Genomic DNA, 15,215 nt, shown 5'->3' on the forward strand with positions numbered 1-15,215 from the left:
TCTCTCAACGCGCCAAAGCAAGATTCAGCACCTCTGCCAATCGACGGCCGGCTTCGCGCAGGCGCTGTTCGGCCACAGGCAGCTCGACCTGTACGTACTGCGCATCGATGACGTGGCCGGAAGGATAGAACCCCGGTTGCGTCGTGATGCGGCAGGATTCTTCGGCCCACTGTGCGTACGGGTTGTCCGCCGGCTCGATCGGTGCCGGCAGTTCGGCGGGCGATGTCGTGTCCAGCATTTGCGCGTATGCCTTCCAGTCGAGCTTGCGGCTGTAGAGCAGACCCGAATCCCAGACACGATGCAGGTTGCTGCCCTTCCCGTCGAACTGCACCTGGTACGTGTTGCCACCCTTGTCGTCACGTGAACCGGCGTGCAGCGGCTGGTGGACGTCGCCGACAAAGTGCACCACGAATTTCAACGCCTCGCGCCGAGCATCGTCGGACTGGCTGCGATCGCCCAGCACCTGCACGTAGTGCTGCAGGCCGCCGACAACGCAATGTCCGTCGCGACATTCACGCGGCGGCACGTAGTGGCAATCACCGGTGAGGAAGTCCACGTAGTGGAGGCTGCGCGTCTGCTTCCACAACACCGCCTGCGCCGGGTCGTCCTGAATCTGGTCGGGCCAGCTGGCGATATCCGCCAGCGATTGGGTGCGTTCCGGCGCGAGCAAGCGCTCGACCTCGGCCTCGGCGGCCGGGCTCAAATGACGCTGCGCCAGTTCCGCGATGACGCTGTGGCCGAGCGGCCCCCAGGCCTGTGCCATCGGCACCACCGCGAGCGAACAAAACAGTGCGATCAGAAGTTGGCGTAGTGCGGGCATGGCGTTCGGTCCGGGAGCGAGTCGGCGAGTCTGCCACAGGCCCGTTGACAGCTGCGCGACAGCGGCATCGAACCATTCATTGTAAGATTTGCGACTGACATGCCGATGCGCCGCCATGGCCGCGCATCACCCATCGTCATTGGCCCCATCGCACTGGAGACAGCTCTCATGACCATCAAGGTCGGCATCAACGGCTTCGGCCGCATCGGTCGCAATGTCTTGCGCGCAGCCGTGCAGAATTTCGGCAACGACATCGAGATCGTGGCCATCAACGATCTGCTCGAGCCGGACTACCTCGCCTACATGCTCAGCTACGACTCGGTGCACGGTCGTTTCAAGGGCGACGTCAAGATCGAAGACGGCAAGCTGGTGATCAACGGCAAGTCGATCCGCCTGACCCAGGAACGCGATCCGGCCGCGCTGAAGTGGAACGAAGTGAGCGCCGATGTGGTGATCGAATCCACCGGCCTATTCCTCGACAAAGCCACCGCGCAGAAGCACCTGGATGCGGGCGCGAAAAAAGTGATCTTGTCGGCGCCGTCCAAGGACGACACGCCGATGTTCGTGTTCGGTGTCAACGACAAGAAATACAATGGCGAGGCGATCATTTCGAACGCCAGCTGCACCACCAATTGCCTCGCGCCTCTGGCGAAGGTGCTGCACGACAAATGGGGCATCAAGCGCGGCCTGATGACCACCGTGCACGCCACCACCGCCACACAGAAGACCGTCGACGGTCCGAGCAACAAGGACTGGCGCGGCGGCCGCGGCATCCTGGAGAACATCATTCCATCCAGCACCGGCGCGGCGAAAGCGGTCGGCGTGGTGATCCCCGAGCTCAACAAGAAACTCACCGGCATGTCGTTCCGCGTGCCGACGTCTGATGTGTCGGTGGTCGACCTCACGGTCGAGCTGGACAAGCCGGCCACCTACGCCGAGATCTGCGCGGAAATGAAATCGCAAAGCGAGGGCGCGTTGAAGGGCATCCTCGGCTACACCACCGACAAGGTGGTCGCCACCGATTTCCGCGGCGACGCACGCACCTCGATCTTCGATGCCGAAGCCGGCATCGCGCTGGACGATACTTTCGTCAAGCTGGTGAGCTGGTACGACAACGAGTGGGGCTATTCGAACAAGTGCCTCGAGATGGTGCGGGTCGTGGCTGCGAAATAAGTTCGCTACTGTGCACACGAAAAACCGCGCCAATGAGCGCGGTTTTTTTATGCGCGATCAACGACGCAAAGGCATCGTCATCACTTCAATACGGCAAGCGCTGCGTCGTAATCCGGCTCATGGGCGATCTCGCTGACCAGTTCGGCGTGGGTCACCTTGTCCTGCCCGTCCAGCACGATAACGGCACGTGCAGCGAGGCCAGCGAGCGGACCATCGGCGATCCCCACGCCGTAGTCGTTGAGAAACTGGCGCCCGCGCATCAATGACAGATTGATGACCTTGTCCAGGCCTTCGGCGCCGCAGAAACGTGCCTGCGCAAACGGCAGATCCGCCGAGATGCAAAGCACCACGGTGTTGTCGAGCTGTGCCGCCAGCTCGTTGAAGCGGCGCACCGAGGTAGCGCACACGCTGGTGTCGACACTGGGAAAAATATTGAGCACTTTGCGCTTGCCGGAAAAGCCGGACAGCGCGACATCGGAAAGATCGGCACCGACCAGCTGGAACGCCGGCGCCGTTGAACCTGTGGAAGGAAACTGGCCGTCGATGCCGATCGGCTGACCTTTGAACGTGACCTGGGACATGCTGCGCCTCGCGTGTGGTTGGGCCCGCCAGTAAAGCACGACGTACAACTAGGAACCACGACGTGACCATGCCGACGCGACACCCGGCGTATGGGCCCGCCACATGCACGCGAGAGCTGGAGGTGTACGCTAACCGCTCGTGCTGGATGCGGCGGCATTTTGGGGTGAGGCGTGCACGATTTTTCGGGCCATCCGGGCTTCGGCTATTTCACGACAGCGCTACTGGCAGCTGCAGCGGTGGCGCTCGCGTCGGGTCTGCAGTTTCTGGTGATCGGGCTGCGGCAGCGGCGCGAATCGATGTACCTCTCCTACGCGCTGCTGTGCCTGTGCATCGCCACGCTCGCACTGGCCAGCACGATGCTGGATGTTTCCACTGTGATGCCACAGGCGACGCTTGCCTTGCGCATCATGTGCGGCGCTGCCGTGATCGCATTTCCATCGCTGGTCATGTTCGTGGGCACCTATACAGGCAAGCCGGTGACGCGTCCGGTTTTCTTCATCGTGTGTTTGCTGGCCGCGGTCCTTTTTGCGGTCAATCTCGCGTCGCCCTACAGCGTGATGGACAGCAGCCTGACTCCCGGTGTTCCAACGGTATTGTCATGGGGAGAAACGCTTTACACGGTGACCGGAAAGCGTTCGCTATGGGGACACGCTTTTTACGGGCTCAGCTATGTCGCGTTTGTCTGGACGCTCTATCGCGCGGCGCGGCAATATCTCGAAGGACAGCGACTGTCCGGGGCGCTGCTCGGGCTTTGCCTGGCGATCCAGTTCACCGCGGCGCTCTGGGGCGGCGTGGCGATCGACACGCTGAGTTACCACTACCCGCGCATCGACGTGTTCGCATTTCTGTCGTTCGTGGTGTTGATGGGCCTTTCGCTTTCGAGCCAGCTGCGCCTGCATACATTGCAGCTGGAGCGCACCGCGCACGAACTGCGCGCTGAAGCGGAAACCCGTCGCCAGGCCGAACTCAACCTGCGCCACGCCGCCTACCACGATGCGCTTACCGGCCTGCCCAATCGCCCGCGCGCACTCTACACGCTGGCCGACATGCTGGCCGACGCGGTGCAATCGGGTCAGTTCGGCGCGGTGCTGATGATCGATCTGGACAACTTCAAGACCATCAACGATTCGCTTGGCCACCATGTCGGCGATCGCGTGCTCGAAGCGATTGCCGACAGCCTGCTGTCTGCCGCGCCAACGGATTCCACCGTCGCACGACTGGGCGGCGACGAGTTCGTGATCCTGCTCGGCTCGCTTGCGACCGACGCCGAAGCCGCTGCCGCCGCCGCAATGAAGGCAGCCGAGGAACTGGTCGAACGATTGTCCACGCCGCTGGCGATCGACAGTCGCATGCTGGGCATCGGCGCCAGCATCGGCGTGGCGGTTTTTCCGAGTCACGAGGCGCGTGCCACCGATATCGTGCGCTGTGCCGACATCGCCATGTATCGCGCGAAGGCGGCCGGTCGCAATGCCGCGCGATTGTTTCTTCCGCACATGCAACACGATGCCGATGACCGGCTCGAACTCGAGCGTGGCCTGCGCGCCGCGCTGGAAAACCAGGAGCTTTCGCTGCACTTCCAGCCACACGTCAGCATGGCTGGAAAACTGGTCGGCGCCGAAGCGCTGCTGCGCTGGCAGCATCCGACGCTCGGCTCGGTACCACCGGCGACGTTCATTCCGATCGCCGAAGAGACCGGACTGATCCACGCGCTGGGCACGTGGGTGATCGCGCAGGCGTGCCTGCATATCCGTGCATGGCGCGAACGCAGCGTGGATTTCGGCGGGCGCCTTTCGGTGAATGTGAGCCCGTGGCAGATTGCCCATCCGCAATTCGCGCAGCGCATCGAGGCGCAGGTGCGCGAAGCCGGCGTCGATCCTTCATGGCTCACGCTGGAACTGACCGAAAGCGCACTGCTCAACGACTTCGACGCCGCACTCGGCACGCTGCACGCATTGTCGAAGATCGGCTTCCGGCTGGCGCTGGACGATTTCGGCACCGGCTATTCGTCGCTCGCCTACCTGCAGCAGTTGCCACTCGACGAACTGAAAATCGACCGCACCTTCATCAACGCGCTGCAACCCAACGAACCCGATCCGCTGGCCGGTTTCATCATCGACGTCGGCCGACGGCTCGGCATGACCACGATCGCCGAAGGCGTCGAAACGCCGCAGCAGAAAGCCATGCTCAAGCTGCTCGGCTGCGACATATTGCAGGGTTACCTGATCTGCCGGCCGCTCGCGGAAGATGATTTCCTCGCGTGGCTCAGCGCACGCGAGGACAGCTTCGACGAAGAAGCTTCCACGCTGGCCTGAGTGGCTGGATCGCGACGCGCGACGAGCGCGCCGGATCGCCTTGGAAGCCCATGACGTCTGCACGGAATTGCTTCGGTAAGGATTTACTTTGGCAACGGCTCGATGCGCTGCTCGATCGAGCCAAAGATCGAATCGCCCGCGTGGTCGGTGATGTCGATGCGCAGCGTGTCGCCGAATTTCAGGAACGGCGTGCTCGGCTTGCCATCGCGCAGGGTTTCCACCGTGCGCTGCTCGGCCAGGCACGACGCACCCTTGCCCGTGTCTTCGTTGGCGATGGTGCCGGAACCGATGATCGTGCCCGCGGTGAGCGGCCGCGTTTTCGCCACGTGCGCTACCAGTTCGGCAAAACTGAATTGCATGTCGACGCCGCACTCCGCCTCGCCGAACCACGCTTCGTTCAACCACGTGCGCATCGGCAGATGCAGCTTGTCGTCTTGCCATGCATCGCCCAGTTCGTCCGGCGTCACCAGCACCGGCGACAGCGCTGAGCGCGGTTTGCTCTGCAGAAAACCAAAACCCTTGGCGAGTTCGTTCGGAATCAATCCACGCAGCGACACGTCATTGACCAGACCGATCAGCTGGATGTGCAGCGAAGCCTGCGCCGGCGTCGCCGCCATCGGCACGTCGTCGGTAATCACCACGACTTCGGCTTCCAGATCGATGCCGTATTCCTCGCTTGGCACGATCACCGGATCGTGCGGCCCGAGGAATCCCGCACTCGTTGCCTGATACATCAACGGGTCGGTGTAGAACGATGCTGGCACCTCGGCACCGCGCGCGCGACGCACGCGTTCGACATGCGGCAAGTAAGCGGAACCGTCGACGAATTCGTAGGCACGCGGCAATGGCGAAGCGAGCACCGTCATGTCCAACGCGAAGGCTTCAGCGGCATTGCCGTCATTCAGATCATCAGACAAGGCGTTGAGTCGCGGCGCCGCGTTCGACCAGTCATCGAGTGCCGCCTGCAATGTCGGCGCAACACTGCCCGCCTTCACCGCGCGCTTGAGATCACGACTGACCACGATCAGCGTGCCGTCGCGGCCGCCTTCCTTGAGACTTCCGAGTTTCATGCCACTGCTCCCAACGTTGTGCTCATCACAGGCAACCATCCTCGTTATCGATTTGCGGCGGAATGCCCATGCGCCAGCGACTCACTTTTCCGTCGGCGTCTGTCTCGAAGATCAGCACGCTCCCCTTGCCGTTTGTCGTGCGCAGGATTTGCGCCTTCTCACGAAACTTGTGCGGCGATACCTGCAGCGTCGAGCCGTACAGAGCGCGAATCTGCGCGACATCCATGCCGACCTTGCCGCCACCCGGCGCAACGGGGTTGGCGGTGCCGACGTCATAACGCACGAACTGACCACGCAGAAACATGAAGTCGAACGTGACCATGGACTTTTCCCACGCCGGCCGCAGCATGGAGCAGTCGCCCGCCGGGTCGATCGTGCCGACCAGGTCAGCTTGCCACGACACGCGGAATGCGGCTTCGTTCATGCCGAAACGCGTGCTGCCATAACCGTCGTAACTCGCCAACGTGTTCTGGGCTTCCAATGTCTTCTGTTGCGCGGCGGTCATCGTCGATTTCGGCTTGGCTTGATCCGTCGTCGAGGCCGATGGGCTGGCGAGCGAACACGCCGACAAGCCAAGCGCGCATGACAACGCGGCGACGACTAGCCTCATGTGCGCTCCGCATCGAAATGCTTGCGGATGCCCTGCCAGCACTTGTGGTAATCGTTCTGCAGCTGTGGCGCATCGAGCGCTTGCCGGGTCGGACGAATCACCTTGCGCGTCTCGAACATGAAAGCCATCGTGCCCTCGATCACATGCGCCTGCGAGAGATCGGCAGCGGACGCTTTCTCGAATGTCGCTGCATCGGGGCCGTGACCACTCATGCAGTTGTGCAGCGACGCGCCGCCGGGTACGAAACCTTCGGCCTTGGCATCGTATACGCCGGTGATCAGGCCCATGAATTCGCTCGCCACGTTGCGATGGAACCACGGCGGGCGGAACGTGTGCTGCGCCACCAGCCAGCGCGGCGGAAAAATTGCCATGTCCACATTGGCGGTTCCGGGCGTATCGCTCGGCGAGGTGAGCACGGTGAAGATCGACGGATCGGGATGATCAAAGCTGATCGAGCCGATCGTGTTGAACCGGCGCAGATCGTATTTGTACGGCGCGTAGTTGCCGTGCCAGCCGACCACGTCCAGCGGCGAGTGATCGATCTTTGCCGACCACAGCGCACCCTGGAATTTCGCGATCAATTCGAAGTCGCCGTCCACGTCTTCATAGGCTGCGTGCGGCGTGAGGAAATCGCGCGCGTTGGCGAGGCAGTTCGAGCCGATCGGGCCGAGATCGGGCAAGCGGAACAGCGCGCCGAAATTCTCGCAGACATAACCGCGCGCTTCGCCGTCGACGAGCTCGACGCGAAAACGCACGCCGCGCGGAATCATCGCGATCTCCTGTGGTTCGATCTCGAGCACACCGAGCTCGGTGGCGATGCGCAGCGAACCCTGCTGCGGAACGATCAGCAGTTCGCCGTCGGCGTCGTAGAAGAAGCGGCCCTTCATCGAACGATTGGCGGCATAAATATGAAGGCCGATGCCAGCCTGCTCCGCAGGTCCGCCGTTGCCGGCCATCGTCACCAATCCATCGACGAAATCCGTCGGCGCGGAAGGCACCGGCAGTGCATCCCAGCGCAGCTGGTTCGGCGTGGCGGGGGCTTCATCGAAGCGGTTGTGAAACGTGGCGTGCGGCAGCGGCGCAAACGGTTCGTGCACGGCGGCGGGACGAATGCGATACAGCCAACTGCGTCGATTGCCGTGGCGCGGAGCAGTGAACGCGGTGCCGGACAATTGCTCGGCATACAACCCATGTGCCACGCGTTGCGGCGAATTTTGCCCGACGGGCAACACCCCATCGATCGCTTCGCTGGCGAACTCGTTGCCGAAACCGGATTGATAGGTCATTGGCGTATCTGCGCTCATGCATCGCTCCGCAAAATTCATGTCGAACGACTTGGACAGATCGTGATCCGAGTCGTCCGATCAGCTGTTACTTTAGGTCCGCCGCCCGTTGCGGAGCGGCACCACATCACTCGCGAGGGGAAATCATGTCTTCACAGTTCACTGCACCGCCGTTCGAAAACAGGCCCGAAAGTATCTCCGATCTGGCCCTGCCGCTGGCGATCGGAAAAGGCTGGATCAAGTTTCTCGCCATCACGCAGATCGTGTTTGCCTCGCTATACGTACTGGTTTCGTTCGGCCTCGGCTTGATCGTCGCATGGTTGCCGATCTGGCTCAGCATCGTATTGCTACAGGCGGCCGAAGCGATCGATCGCGCGCAAGTGCAGAACGATGCTGCGGCGCTGAAAGTGGCTCTGGGCAAACTGCGGCTTTATTTCATGATCCAGGCCATTGCAATGATCGTAGGTTTCTGCCTGGCGATCCTCGGCATCATCATGGCGATCACGCTCGGCTTGAGCATGGCCAAGTTCGCCCATCTGCCGCATTGACGCAGCGGGAGAGCGTCGAGGCTCTCCCGTTGTTCGTCAAAGTACGCCACGCTTCATCTGATCCCGCTCGATGCTTTCAAACAGCGCCTGGAAATTGCCTTCGCCGAAACCTTCGTTGCCCTTGCGCTGAATGATCTCGAAGAATATCGGGCCGATGCAGTTCTGGGTGAAGATCTGCAACAGCTTGCGCTGCCTGGTTTCGAGGTCGGCGTCGATGAGAATCTTGTTGTGTGCCAGCCGCGGCACATCTTCGCCATGGTTCGGCACGCGCTCGTCGATCACTTCGAAATAGGCGTCGGGCGTGTCGAGGAATTCCACGCCGGCGGCGCGCATGTTTTCCACTGTCTCGTAGATGTCGTCGGTGAAGCAGGCGATGTGCTGGATGCCTTCACCGTGATACGCGTCGAGGTATTCGTTGATCTGGCTTTTCGGATCGTTCGACTCGTTGAGCGGAATCCGCACGATGCCGTCGGGCGCGGTCATCGCCTTGGACACCAGGCCAGTCTTGGCGCCCTTGATATCGAAGTAGCGGATCTCGCGGAAGTTGAACAGACGCTCGTAGTAATCCGACCACTTCTGCATGTTGCCGAAGTAGAGGTTGTGCGTGAGGTGGTCGATGAAGGTGAGACCGAAGCCGGCCGGATGCTGATCGGCGCCTTCGATCGGCTCATAGTCGGCGTCGTAGATTGAACCCAGGTCGCCGTAGCGATCTATCAGGTACAGCATGCAGTCGCCAATGCCCTTGACCGTCGCCGCGTTCACCGCCTTGCTCGATTCCCTGGCGCCGATGGTTTCGCCGCCGTTGCCCAGTACGGTCTGCAGCACTTCGACATCGGGCTTGCGAAAACGGATCGCGAAGCCGCAGGCGCTCGGTCCGTGCAGCTTGGCGAAATCGGCCGCGAAAGAATCGGGATCTTCATTGACCAGAAAGTTGACGCCGTTCTGGCGATACACGGTGATCGGGCGTGTGCGGTGACGAAGCACGGCGACGAAACCCATGCGCTTGAACTGATCGTGCAACTCGTGCGCACGGCCATCAGGTGCAGCGAACTCGACGAATTCGAAACCGTCGATGCCCATCGGGTTGTCGAACGTGGTGACCTGCATGCCAAGATTCGGTTGGGCGTTCATGGCGCTCTCCTGCGATGAGTTCTGGTTAAGCTGCGACTTGAGAATGCCGCGACAAGCATGCGCGGAACCATGCGAAGGACTCGCATCGCAAACGTTATAGTTACATATGAAACCAATAGCAAGGAGCATCGCCGCATGACCAGCAAACGTAAACCCGCACACCCCGCCGCCGAGCATGCGCCGCTGCAGCTGGAGCACTTCCTGCCCTATCGCCTGTCGATCCTTTCCAACACGATCAGCCAGGCGATCGCCGAAGACTATCAGCGGCTTTACGACATCTCGGTGACCGAGTGGCGCGTGATGGCCGTGCTCGCGCGCTTCGAGGGTTTGTCCGCGCGCGAGGTGGCCGAGCGCACCGCTATGGACAAAGTGGCCGTGAGCCGCGCGCTGGCCCGATTGGTCGAAGCCGGTCGCGTCAGCCGGGTCACGCATGAGGACGACAAGCGTCGCTCCGTGCTCGGCCTTACCGAGACGGGCTGGACCATGCACGACGAAGTGGCGCCGATGGCGCGCGCGCGCGAACGCGAAGTGCTGGCGAAACTCGATGCGGACGAACGCGCGTGGCTGGAGCGCATTCTGGACAAGTTGCAGCCGAGGAATGGCGAACGGGGAACGGAAAACGGCGAACGTTAGGCGCCTCGCAAGCGATCACTTCGATACACGTACACAACACCGCTATGCAGCTTTTGCTTCTGTTCCCCGTTCCCTGTTCCCCGCTTTCAGCTACTTCACCCCGTGCATCAGCTTGTTGATCAGCGGCGCCACCAGCAGCAACAGTACGCCGGCCCCGGCGAGCAACCAGAAGCTGAAAGTGAAACCGCTCAGTGCCGAGGTCGCCGTCATGCCGCTGGCACCGCTGATGTAGCCCGCGAGCAATCCCGACAGTTGCCCACCGACGGCAAGCGAGAGAAACCATCCGCCCATCGCCAGGCCGACGAGACGTGGTGGCGCCAGCTTCGTCACCATCGACAAACCGATCGGCGACAGGCACAGCTCACCAACAGTCTGCAACACGTAGCACAGCGCCAGCGGCCAGAATGGAATCAATCCCTGGCCGTTGAGCAAATGCGCCAGCGCGTACATCAACACCGCGAAACCCAGGCCGTTGAATACCAGCCCGAGGCCGAACTTGCGCGGTATCGACGGCTCTTTATCGCGCGCGGCAAAGAATGACCACCCCATCGTGACCACCGGCGCCAGCACGATGATGGCGAGCGGACTGACCGACTGGAACCAGCCGGTAGGAAACACCCAGTCGCCGAACATCTTTCGATCGACCAGATTCTCGGCAAGGAAATTGAACGACGTGCCGAGCTGGAAGTAAAACATCCAGAACAGCACGTTGAACGCGAAGATGATCAGCATCGCCACCACGCGGTCCACCTGCACGCGCCCCTGTCGCGCGGCTTCGGCCAGCAGCACCACCGCGACGACCACAAACAACAGGCCGAGCACCCATGAAAGCCCGGAGCTGACGAACGCAAGCAGCAGATAAACCAGCGGCACGGCGACAACCGTGCCGAGCACAACCCAAGCCACGCGCGACAAACCTTCGGCTTCCGGCGCCGGGCGACCCACGCCTTGCAGGCTGCGTCGTCCAAACCAGAACCACAGCAGGCTGAGCAGCATGCCGACGCCGGCGGCCCCAAACACGATGCGATAGTTCTGCTGCAACGGCGTGTTGGTGAAATAGCCGGCCATCCATCCGGTCAGCAGCGGCGCCAGCAGTGCGCCGCCGTTGATGCCCATGTAGAACAACGTGAAGCCGCGATCGCGACGTGGATCGTCGCGTGCGTACAGCTGCCCGACCATCGATGAGATGTTCGGTTTGAACAAGCCGTTGCCGACGATCACCATCGCCAGCCCGATCAGGAACACATCGCGGCTGGGCAACATGACCACAAACAAGCCCGCGGCCATCACCAGTGCGCCGAGCAGGATGGAACGCTGGTAACCGATGATCCGATCGGCGACGTAACCGCCGAAAATGCTGGAGGCGTAGATGAGTGCCGTGTACGCGCTGAAAATCGTTGCGGCCCACGCCTGGCCTGTCGCGCTGCCGTTGAAGAAGTGCGCCACGACGTACAGCGCCAACGCCCAGCTCACGCTGTAGAACGCGAAGCGCTCCCAGAACTCGGTCATGAACAGCATCCACAGCGGGCGTGGATGACCCAGCAGCTGTGGATAATTCGGACTGCTCGGCGTCGCGTTGTTGTCGGACATGCTGGATTCCACCTGATGGATGACGCCGATATGCGGCAAGCTGCCGTCGACCCGCCGCGCAGATGTAACCAGCCGACGCGTCCACGTCAATGCCGTTGACTACCGCTCGCGCGTGAAACGATTTTGATCAGGCTTCCGCGTGAAACGCGGTATCAACCTTCGAGCACGGTGCGCACATCGAGCAGTTCGGGAAAGAATTCCAGCTCCAGCGCCTTCTTCAGAAAACTCACGCCGGACGAACCGCCGGTGCCGCGACGATGGCCAATGATTCGCTCCACGGTTTTCATGTGGCGGAAACGCCAGAGCTGGAAACTTTCTTCCACGTCCACCAGCTGTTCGCACATGTGGTACTCCTGCCAGAACTCCGCGCGATCCTCGTAGATGCGCTTGAGCACGGGCAGCAATGCGGCGTTGCGCCGATGCGGCTGGGTCCAGTCGCGCTGCAGAAGTTCAGTCGGCACCGCGTGTCCGCGACGCGCCAGATACGCCAGGAATTCGTCGTACAGGCTCGGCGCCTCGAGCACGCTGCGCAATGCTTCCTGCGCCGCCGGATCATGCGCGAACACTTTCAGCATCTGCGCGTTCTTGTTACCGAGCAGGAATTCGATCTCGCGGTACTGCAACGACTGGAAACCCGACGACGGGCCGAGCACGCCGCGGAACTCCAGGTACTCCGAAGGCGTCAGTGTCTCCAGCACCGCCCATTGTTCGAACAACTGACGCTGCACCTGTTTCACGCGCGCAAGAATTTTCAGGCACGCGTCGATGTCGTCGCGTTGCAGATGCGCTACCGCCGCCTTGAGCTCATGAATCAGCAACTTCATCCACAATTCGGAGACATGGTGCTGCACGATGAACAGCATTTCGTCGTGATGCGGCGGCTGGCTCAGCGGTTGCTGCGCGGACAGCAGCGTGTCCAGGTGCAGGTAGCCGCCGTAGGTCATCTGCCCGTTGAGGTCGGTCTGGATGCCGGCCTCTATGTCGCGCTGGTTCTCGCTCATGGTGCTTCGCAGACTTCCGAAAAACGTCATGGTAGCGGGTGCCGCCGAAGAGAGTTTCAAGCGCGCGCACAGAAACGCATCGCGAACACCCAATGCCTCGCAGCCCTTGTGGCGCCTCGTATTTTCGCTCGCCGTACGTCCGCGCATGCTGCACCGGACCTTGCAGCGCAACATGCCCGCCTGTTATCAAGTGCGGTCTTGTTCGGTCGTTTGCGTGGCTCCGGATCGTGTGGAGTGCGCCATCTTCCTGGTTTCTTTTCCTCATTCCCTCAACCCGGAGCGAGTCGTGACCATCGCCGCCAAGTTTGAAATCGAATACCTGCAATACCTCGACGCCGAGGGCAAGCAGGTGCGTAACGATCTGCCTGAGTTCGCCAAGGACCTCGACCACATGGTCGAGTTGTACAAGCTGATGTTGTCGACCCGCGTGTTCGACGCCAAGTCGATCGCGCTGCAGCGCACCGGCAAGCTCGGTACGTACGCCAGCTGCCTCGGTCACGAAGCCGCGCACGTCGGCATCGGCAGCGCGATGAAACCCGAAGACGTCTACGCACCGAGCTATCGCGAATACGGCGCGCAGCTCTATCGCGGCGTGCAGCCGCGCGAGGTCTACATGTACTGGGGCGGCGACGAGCGTGGCAACGATTACCAGAAAGAACCGGCGCGTCACGACTTCGCCTGGTCGGTGCCGATCGCGACGCAATGCCTGCACGCGGCGGGTTCTGCGCTGGCGTTCAAGATCCGCGGCGAGAAGCGCGTGGCGGTGTGCACGATCGGCGACGGCGGTTCGTCCAAGGGCGACTTCTACGGCGCCATCAACATCGCCGGCGCGCAGAACCTCCCGCTGGTCGCGGTGATCGTCAACAACCAGTGGGCGATTTCGGTGCCGCGCAAGATCCAGTCCGGCGCACCCACGCTCGCGCAGAAAGGCATCGCGGCCGGGCTTTTCTCGATGCAGGTGGACGGCAACGACATCATCGCCGTGCGCAAGGCGATGGAAGACGCGCTCGATCGCGCACGCAGCGGCAACGGCGGCAGCGTGCTTGAGCTGGTGACATATCGTCTCGGCGATCACACCACCGCCGACGATGCGCGCCGTTACCGCGGCGAGCAGGAAGTGAAGGACGGGTGGGAAAAAGAGCCGATGAAGCGCCTGCGCAACTGGCTGGTCGCGAAGAGAGTGTGGGACGACGCGAAAGAAGAAGCCTGGAAGGCCGAGTGCGACGACTGGATGGACAACGAAGTGAACGCGTACCTGGAGACCAAGACGCAGCCGGTCTCGGCGATGTTCGATTACATCTTCGCCGAAGTCCCCGCCGATCTCGCCAAGCAGCGCGATTACGTCCTTTCGCTCGAATCAAAGGGTCACTGAGTCATGGCACAAATCACCCTCATCGAAGCAGTCACCCAGGCGCTTGCCTATGAGATGGCCCACGACGAAAGCGTCATGGTGCTGGGCGAAGACGTCGGCTTGAACGGCGGCGTGTTCCGCGCCACCCAGGGTTTGCAGGAAAAATTTGGCGAACTGCGCGTGCTCGACACGCCGCTGGACGAAACCACCATTGCCGGCGTCACCGTCGGCCTCGCCGTGCAAGGCATGAAGCCGGTCGCCGAAGCGCAGTTCGAAGGCTTCATCTATCCAATGATGGAACAGATCGCCTGCCACGCCGCGCGCATGCGCAATCGCACGCGCGGTCGCCTCACGGTGCCGGCGGTGTTCCGCGCGCCGTGGGGCGGCGGCATCCGCGCGCCGGAACATCACTCCGAAGCGAACGAGCATCTGTTCACCAACATCCCCGGCCTGCGCGTGGTGATGCCGTCGTCACCTGCGCGCGCGTACGGCTTGCTGCTCGCCGCGATCCGCGATCCCGATCCGGTGATGTTCTTCGAACCCAAGCGCATCTATCGCCAGTACAAGGAAGAAGTGCCGGACGACGGCGAGGCTCTGCCGCTGGACGTGTGCTTCGTGCTGCGTGACGGCACCGACGTCACCCTGGTGAGCTGGGGCGCGCAAGTGAAGGAGGCGCTGGAAGCCGCCGACGAACTGGCCGAACAAGGCATCAGCGCGGAAGTGATCGATGTCGCCACGCTGACCCCGCTGGACTTCGACACCATCGCCGAATCGGTGCAGAAAACCGGCCGCTGCGTGATCGTGCACGAGGCGCCCAAGACCGCAGGCTTCGGCGCAGAGATCGCCGCGCGCCTCGCCGAGGAATGCATCTACGACCTGCTCGCGCCGGTCGAACGTGTGACCGGCTTCGATACGCACATCCCGCTGTTCCGCCTGGAAATGAAATACATGCCGAGCGTGGAACGCGTCGTGGACGCAGTGAAGCGCACGCTGGCGGCAAGCTGATTTTAAGGAGCGGGGAACGGGAAACAGGGAACGGGCAAAGTAGCTCCCCGCGAGGTCTCCCAACTCTTCGTTCCCTGGTCCCTGTTCCCACTTCCCGGATAAATCT

14 protein-coding genes are annotated in these 15,215 nt (G+C 62.0%); 6 read left to right on the forward strand and 8 right to left on the reverse strand.

Annotation, left to right across the window (positions count from 1 at the left end; translation table 11 throughout):
* Window positions 1-4: 4 nt before the first annotated feature.
* Complete coding sequence (locus GSQ73_RS09175) at window positions 5-820, reverse strand: S1/P1 nuclease (RefSeq protein WP_158883269.1); 816 nt, start codon at window positions 818-820, stop codon at window positions 5-7.
* Window positions 821-988: 168 nt separating this feature from the next.
* On the opposite strand from GSQ73_RS09175, the gene gap reads away from it, so the two are divergent.
* Window positions 989-1,993 carry a type I glyceraldehyde-3-phosphate dehydrogenase gene (gene gap, locus GSQ73_RS09180; RefSeq protein WP_158883271.1) on the forward strand — a complete coding sequence of 335 codons (1,005 nt, stop codon included), beginning with the start codon at window positions 989-991 and terminating at the stop codon, window positions 1,991-1,993.
* Between the two features lie 80 nt (window positions 1,994-2,073).
* On the opposite strand, the gene tpx is transcribed toward gap, so the two are convergent.
* Window positions 2,074-2,574 carry a thiol peroxidase gene (gene tpx / locus GSQ73_RS09185; protein WP_158883273.1) on the reverse strand — a complete coding sequence of 167 codons (501 nt, stop codon included), beginning with the start codon at window positions 2,572-2,574 and terminating at the stop codon, window positions 2,074-2,076.
* Window positions 2,575-2,745: 171 nt separating this feature from the next.
* On the opposite strand from tpx, the gene GSQ73_RS09190 reads away from it, so the two are divergent.
* Window positions 2,746-4,887 carry an EAL domain-containing protein gene (locus GSQ73_RS09190; RefSeq protein ID WP_158883275.1) on the forward strand — a complete coding sequence of 714 codons (2,142 nt, stop codon included), beginning with the start codon at window positions 2,746-2,748 and terminating at the stop codon, window positions 4,885-4,887.
* Between the two features lie 83 nt (window positions 4,888-4,970).
* On the opposite strand, the gene GSQ73_RS09195 is transcribed toward GSQ73_RS09190, so the two are convergent.
* From GSQ73_RS09195 to hmgA, 3 genes are read right to left on the reverse strand one after another with little or no spacing between them, the layout of a single operon-like run.
* Window positions 4,971-5,957: a fumarylacetoacetate hydrolase family protein gene (locus tag GSQ73_RS09195; protein WP_158883277.1), complete on the reverse strand. Its 987-nt coding sequence runs from the start codon at window positions 5,955-5,957 to the stop codon at window positions 4,971-4,973.
* 25 nt (window positions 5,958-5,982) lie between these two features.
* A complete protein-coding gene (locus GSQ73_RS09200; RefSeq protein WP_158883279.1) occupies window positions 5,983-6,567 on the reverse strand; it encodes a lectin in 585 nt (194 codons plus the stop codon).
* A complete protein-coding gene (gene hmgA, locus GSQ73_RS09205) occupies window positions 6,564-7,871 on the reverse strand; it encodes a homogentisate 1,2-dioxygenase (RefSeq protein WP_158883283.1) in 1,308 nt (435 codons plus the stop codon). Before hmgA ends, GSQ73_RS09200 begins: the two co-directional genes overlap by 4 nt.
* A 125-nt stretch (window positions 7,872-7,996) precedes the next feature.
* Between hmgA and GSQ73_RS09210 the strand changes: the two genes are divergently transcribed.
* Window positions 7,997-8,398, forward strand: coding sequence for a DUF5362 family protein (locus GSQ73_RS09210; RefSeq protein ID WP_158883285.1), 402 nt, complete (start codon window positions 7,997-7,999; stop codon window positions 8,396-8,398).
* A 36-nt stretch (window positions 8,399-8,434) separates the two neighbouring features.
* On the opposite strand, the gene hppD is transcribed toward GSQ73_RS09210, so the two are convergent.
* Window positions 8,435-9,505 (reverse strand): 4-hydroxyphenylpyruvate dioxygenase, encoded by a 1,071-nt coding sequence (gene hppD, locus GSQ73_RS09215; RefSeq protein WP_158883418.1) that lies wholly within the window; start codon window positions 9,503-9,505, stop codon window positions 8,435-8,437.
* A 159-nt stretch (window positions 9,506-9,664) separates the two neighbouring features.
* On the opposite strand from hppD, the gene GSQ73_RS09220 reads away from it, so the two are divergent.
* Window positions 9,665-10,162, forward strand: coding sequence for a MarR family winged helix-turn-helix transcriptional regulator (locus GSQ73_RS09220; protein ID WP_158883287.1), 498 nt, complete (start codon window positions 9,665-9,667; stop codon window positions 10,160-10,162).
* Window positions 10,163-10,252: 90 nt separating this feature from the next.
* On the opposite strand, the gene GSQ73_RS09225 is transcribed toward GSQ73_RS09220, so the two are convergent.
* Together GSQ73_RS09225 and GSQ73_RS09230 are read right to left on the reverse strand one after the other, a co-directional pair.
* Window positions 10,253-11,752: an oligopeptide:H+ symporter gene (locus GSQ73_RS09225; protein ID WP_158883289.1), complete on the reverse strand. Its 1,500-nt coding sequence runs from the start codon at window positions 11,750-11,752 to the stop codon at window positions 10,253-10,255.
* A 152-nt stretch (window positions 11,753-11,904) separates the two neighbouring features.
* On the reverse strand, window positions 11,905-12,753 hold the full coding sequence (locus tag GSQ73_RS09230) for a tryptophan 2,3-dioxygenase family protein (protein WP_158883291.1): 849 nt from the start codon (window positions 12,751-12,753) through the stop codon (window positions 11,905-11,907).
* A gap of 286 nt (window positions 12,754-13,039) precedes the next feature.
* Between GSQ73_RS09230 and pdhA the strand changes: the two genes are divergently transcribed.
* Together pdhA and GSQ73_RS09240 are read left to right on the forward strand one after the other, a co-directional pair.
* The gene (gene pdhA, locus GSQ73_RS09235) at window positions 13,040-14,125 is read left to right on the forward strand and encodes a pyruvate dehydrogenase (acetyl-transferring) E1 component subunit alpha (protein WP_158883293.1); all 1,086 of its coding nucleotides are present in this window, start codon (window positions 13,040-13,042) and stop codon (window positions 14,123-14,125) included.
* A 3-nt stretch (window positions 14,126-14,128) separates the two neighbouring features.
* Complete coding sequence (locus GSQ73_RS09240) at window positions 14,129-15,109, forward strand: alpha-ketoacid dehydrogenase subunit beta (protein WP_158883295.1); 981 nt, start codon at window positions 14,129-14,131, stop codon at window positions 15,107-15,109.
* Window positions 15,110-15,215 lie beyond the last annotated feature (106 nt).

It is taken from the genome of Rhodanobacter sp. L36, from assembly GCF_009765755.1.
Lineage (GTDB): Bacteria > Pseudomonadota > Gammaproteobacteria > Xanthomonadales > Rhodanobacteraceae > Rhodanobacter.

Bases quoted from the DNA above. Each gene is read 5' to 3' on its own strand.
- GSQ73_RS09175 (WP_158883269.1), bottom strand. From the start codon at position 820: ATGCCCGCACTACGCCAACTTCTGATCGCACTGTTTTGTTCGCTCGCG.
- gap (WP_158883271.1), top strand. From the start codon at position 989: ATGACCATCAAGGTCGGCATCAACGGCTTCGGCCGCATCGGTCGCAAT.
- tpx (WP_158883273.1), bottom strand. From the start codon at position 2,574: ATGTCCCAGGTCACGTTCAAAGGTCAGCCGATCGGCATCGACGGCCAG.
- GSQ73_RS09195 (WP_158883277.1), bottom strand. From the start codon at position 5,957: ATGAAACTCGGAAGTCTCAAGGAAGGCGGCCGCGACGGCACGCTGATC.
- GSQ73_RS09200 (WP_158883279.1), bottom strand. From the start codon at position 6,567: ATGAGGCTAGTCGTCGCCGCGTTGTCATGCGCGCTTGGCTTGTCGGCG.
- hmgA (WP_158883283.1), bottom strand. From the start codon at position 7,871: ATGAGCGCAGATACGCCAATGACCTATCAATCCGGTTTCGGCAACGAG.
- GSQ73_RS09210 (WP_158883285.1), top strand. From the start codon at position 7,997: ATGTCTTCACAGTTCACTGCACCGCCGTTCGAAAACAGGCCCGAAAGT.
- hppD (WP_158883418.1), bottom strand. From the start codon at position 9,505: ATGCAGGTCACCACGTTCGACAACCCGATGGGCATCGACGGTTTCGAA.
- GSQ73_RS09220 (WP_158883287.1), top strand. From the start codon at position 9,665: ATGACCAGCAAACGTAAACCCGCACACCCCGCCGCCGAGCATGCGCCG.
- GSQ73_RS09225 (WP_158883289.1), bottom strand. From the start codon at position 11,752: ATGTCCGACAACAACGCGACGCCGAGCAGTCCGAATTATCCACAGCTG.
- GSQ73_RS09230 (WP_158883291.1), bottom strand. From the start codon at position 12,753: ATGAGCGAGAACCAGCGCGACATAGAGGCCGGCATCCAGACCGACCTC.
- GSQ73_RS09240 (WP_158883295.1), top strand. From the start codon at position 14,129: ATGGCACAAATCACCCTCATCGAAGCAGTCACCCAGGCGCTTGCCTAT.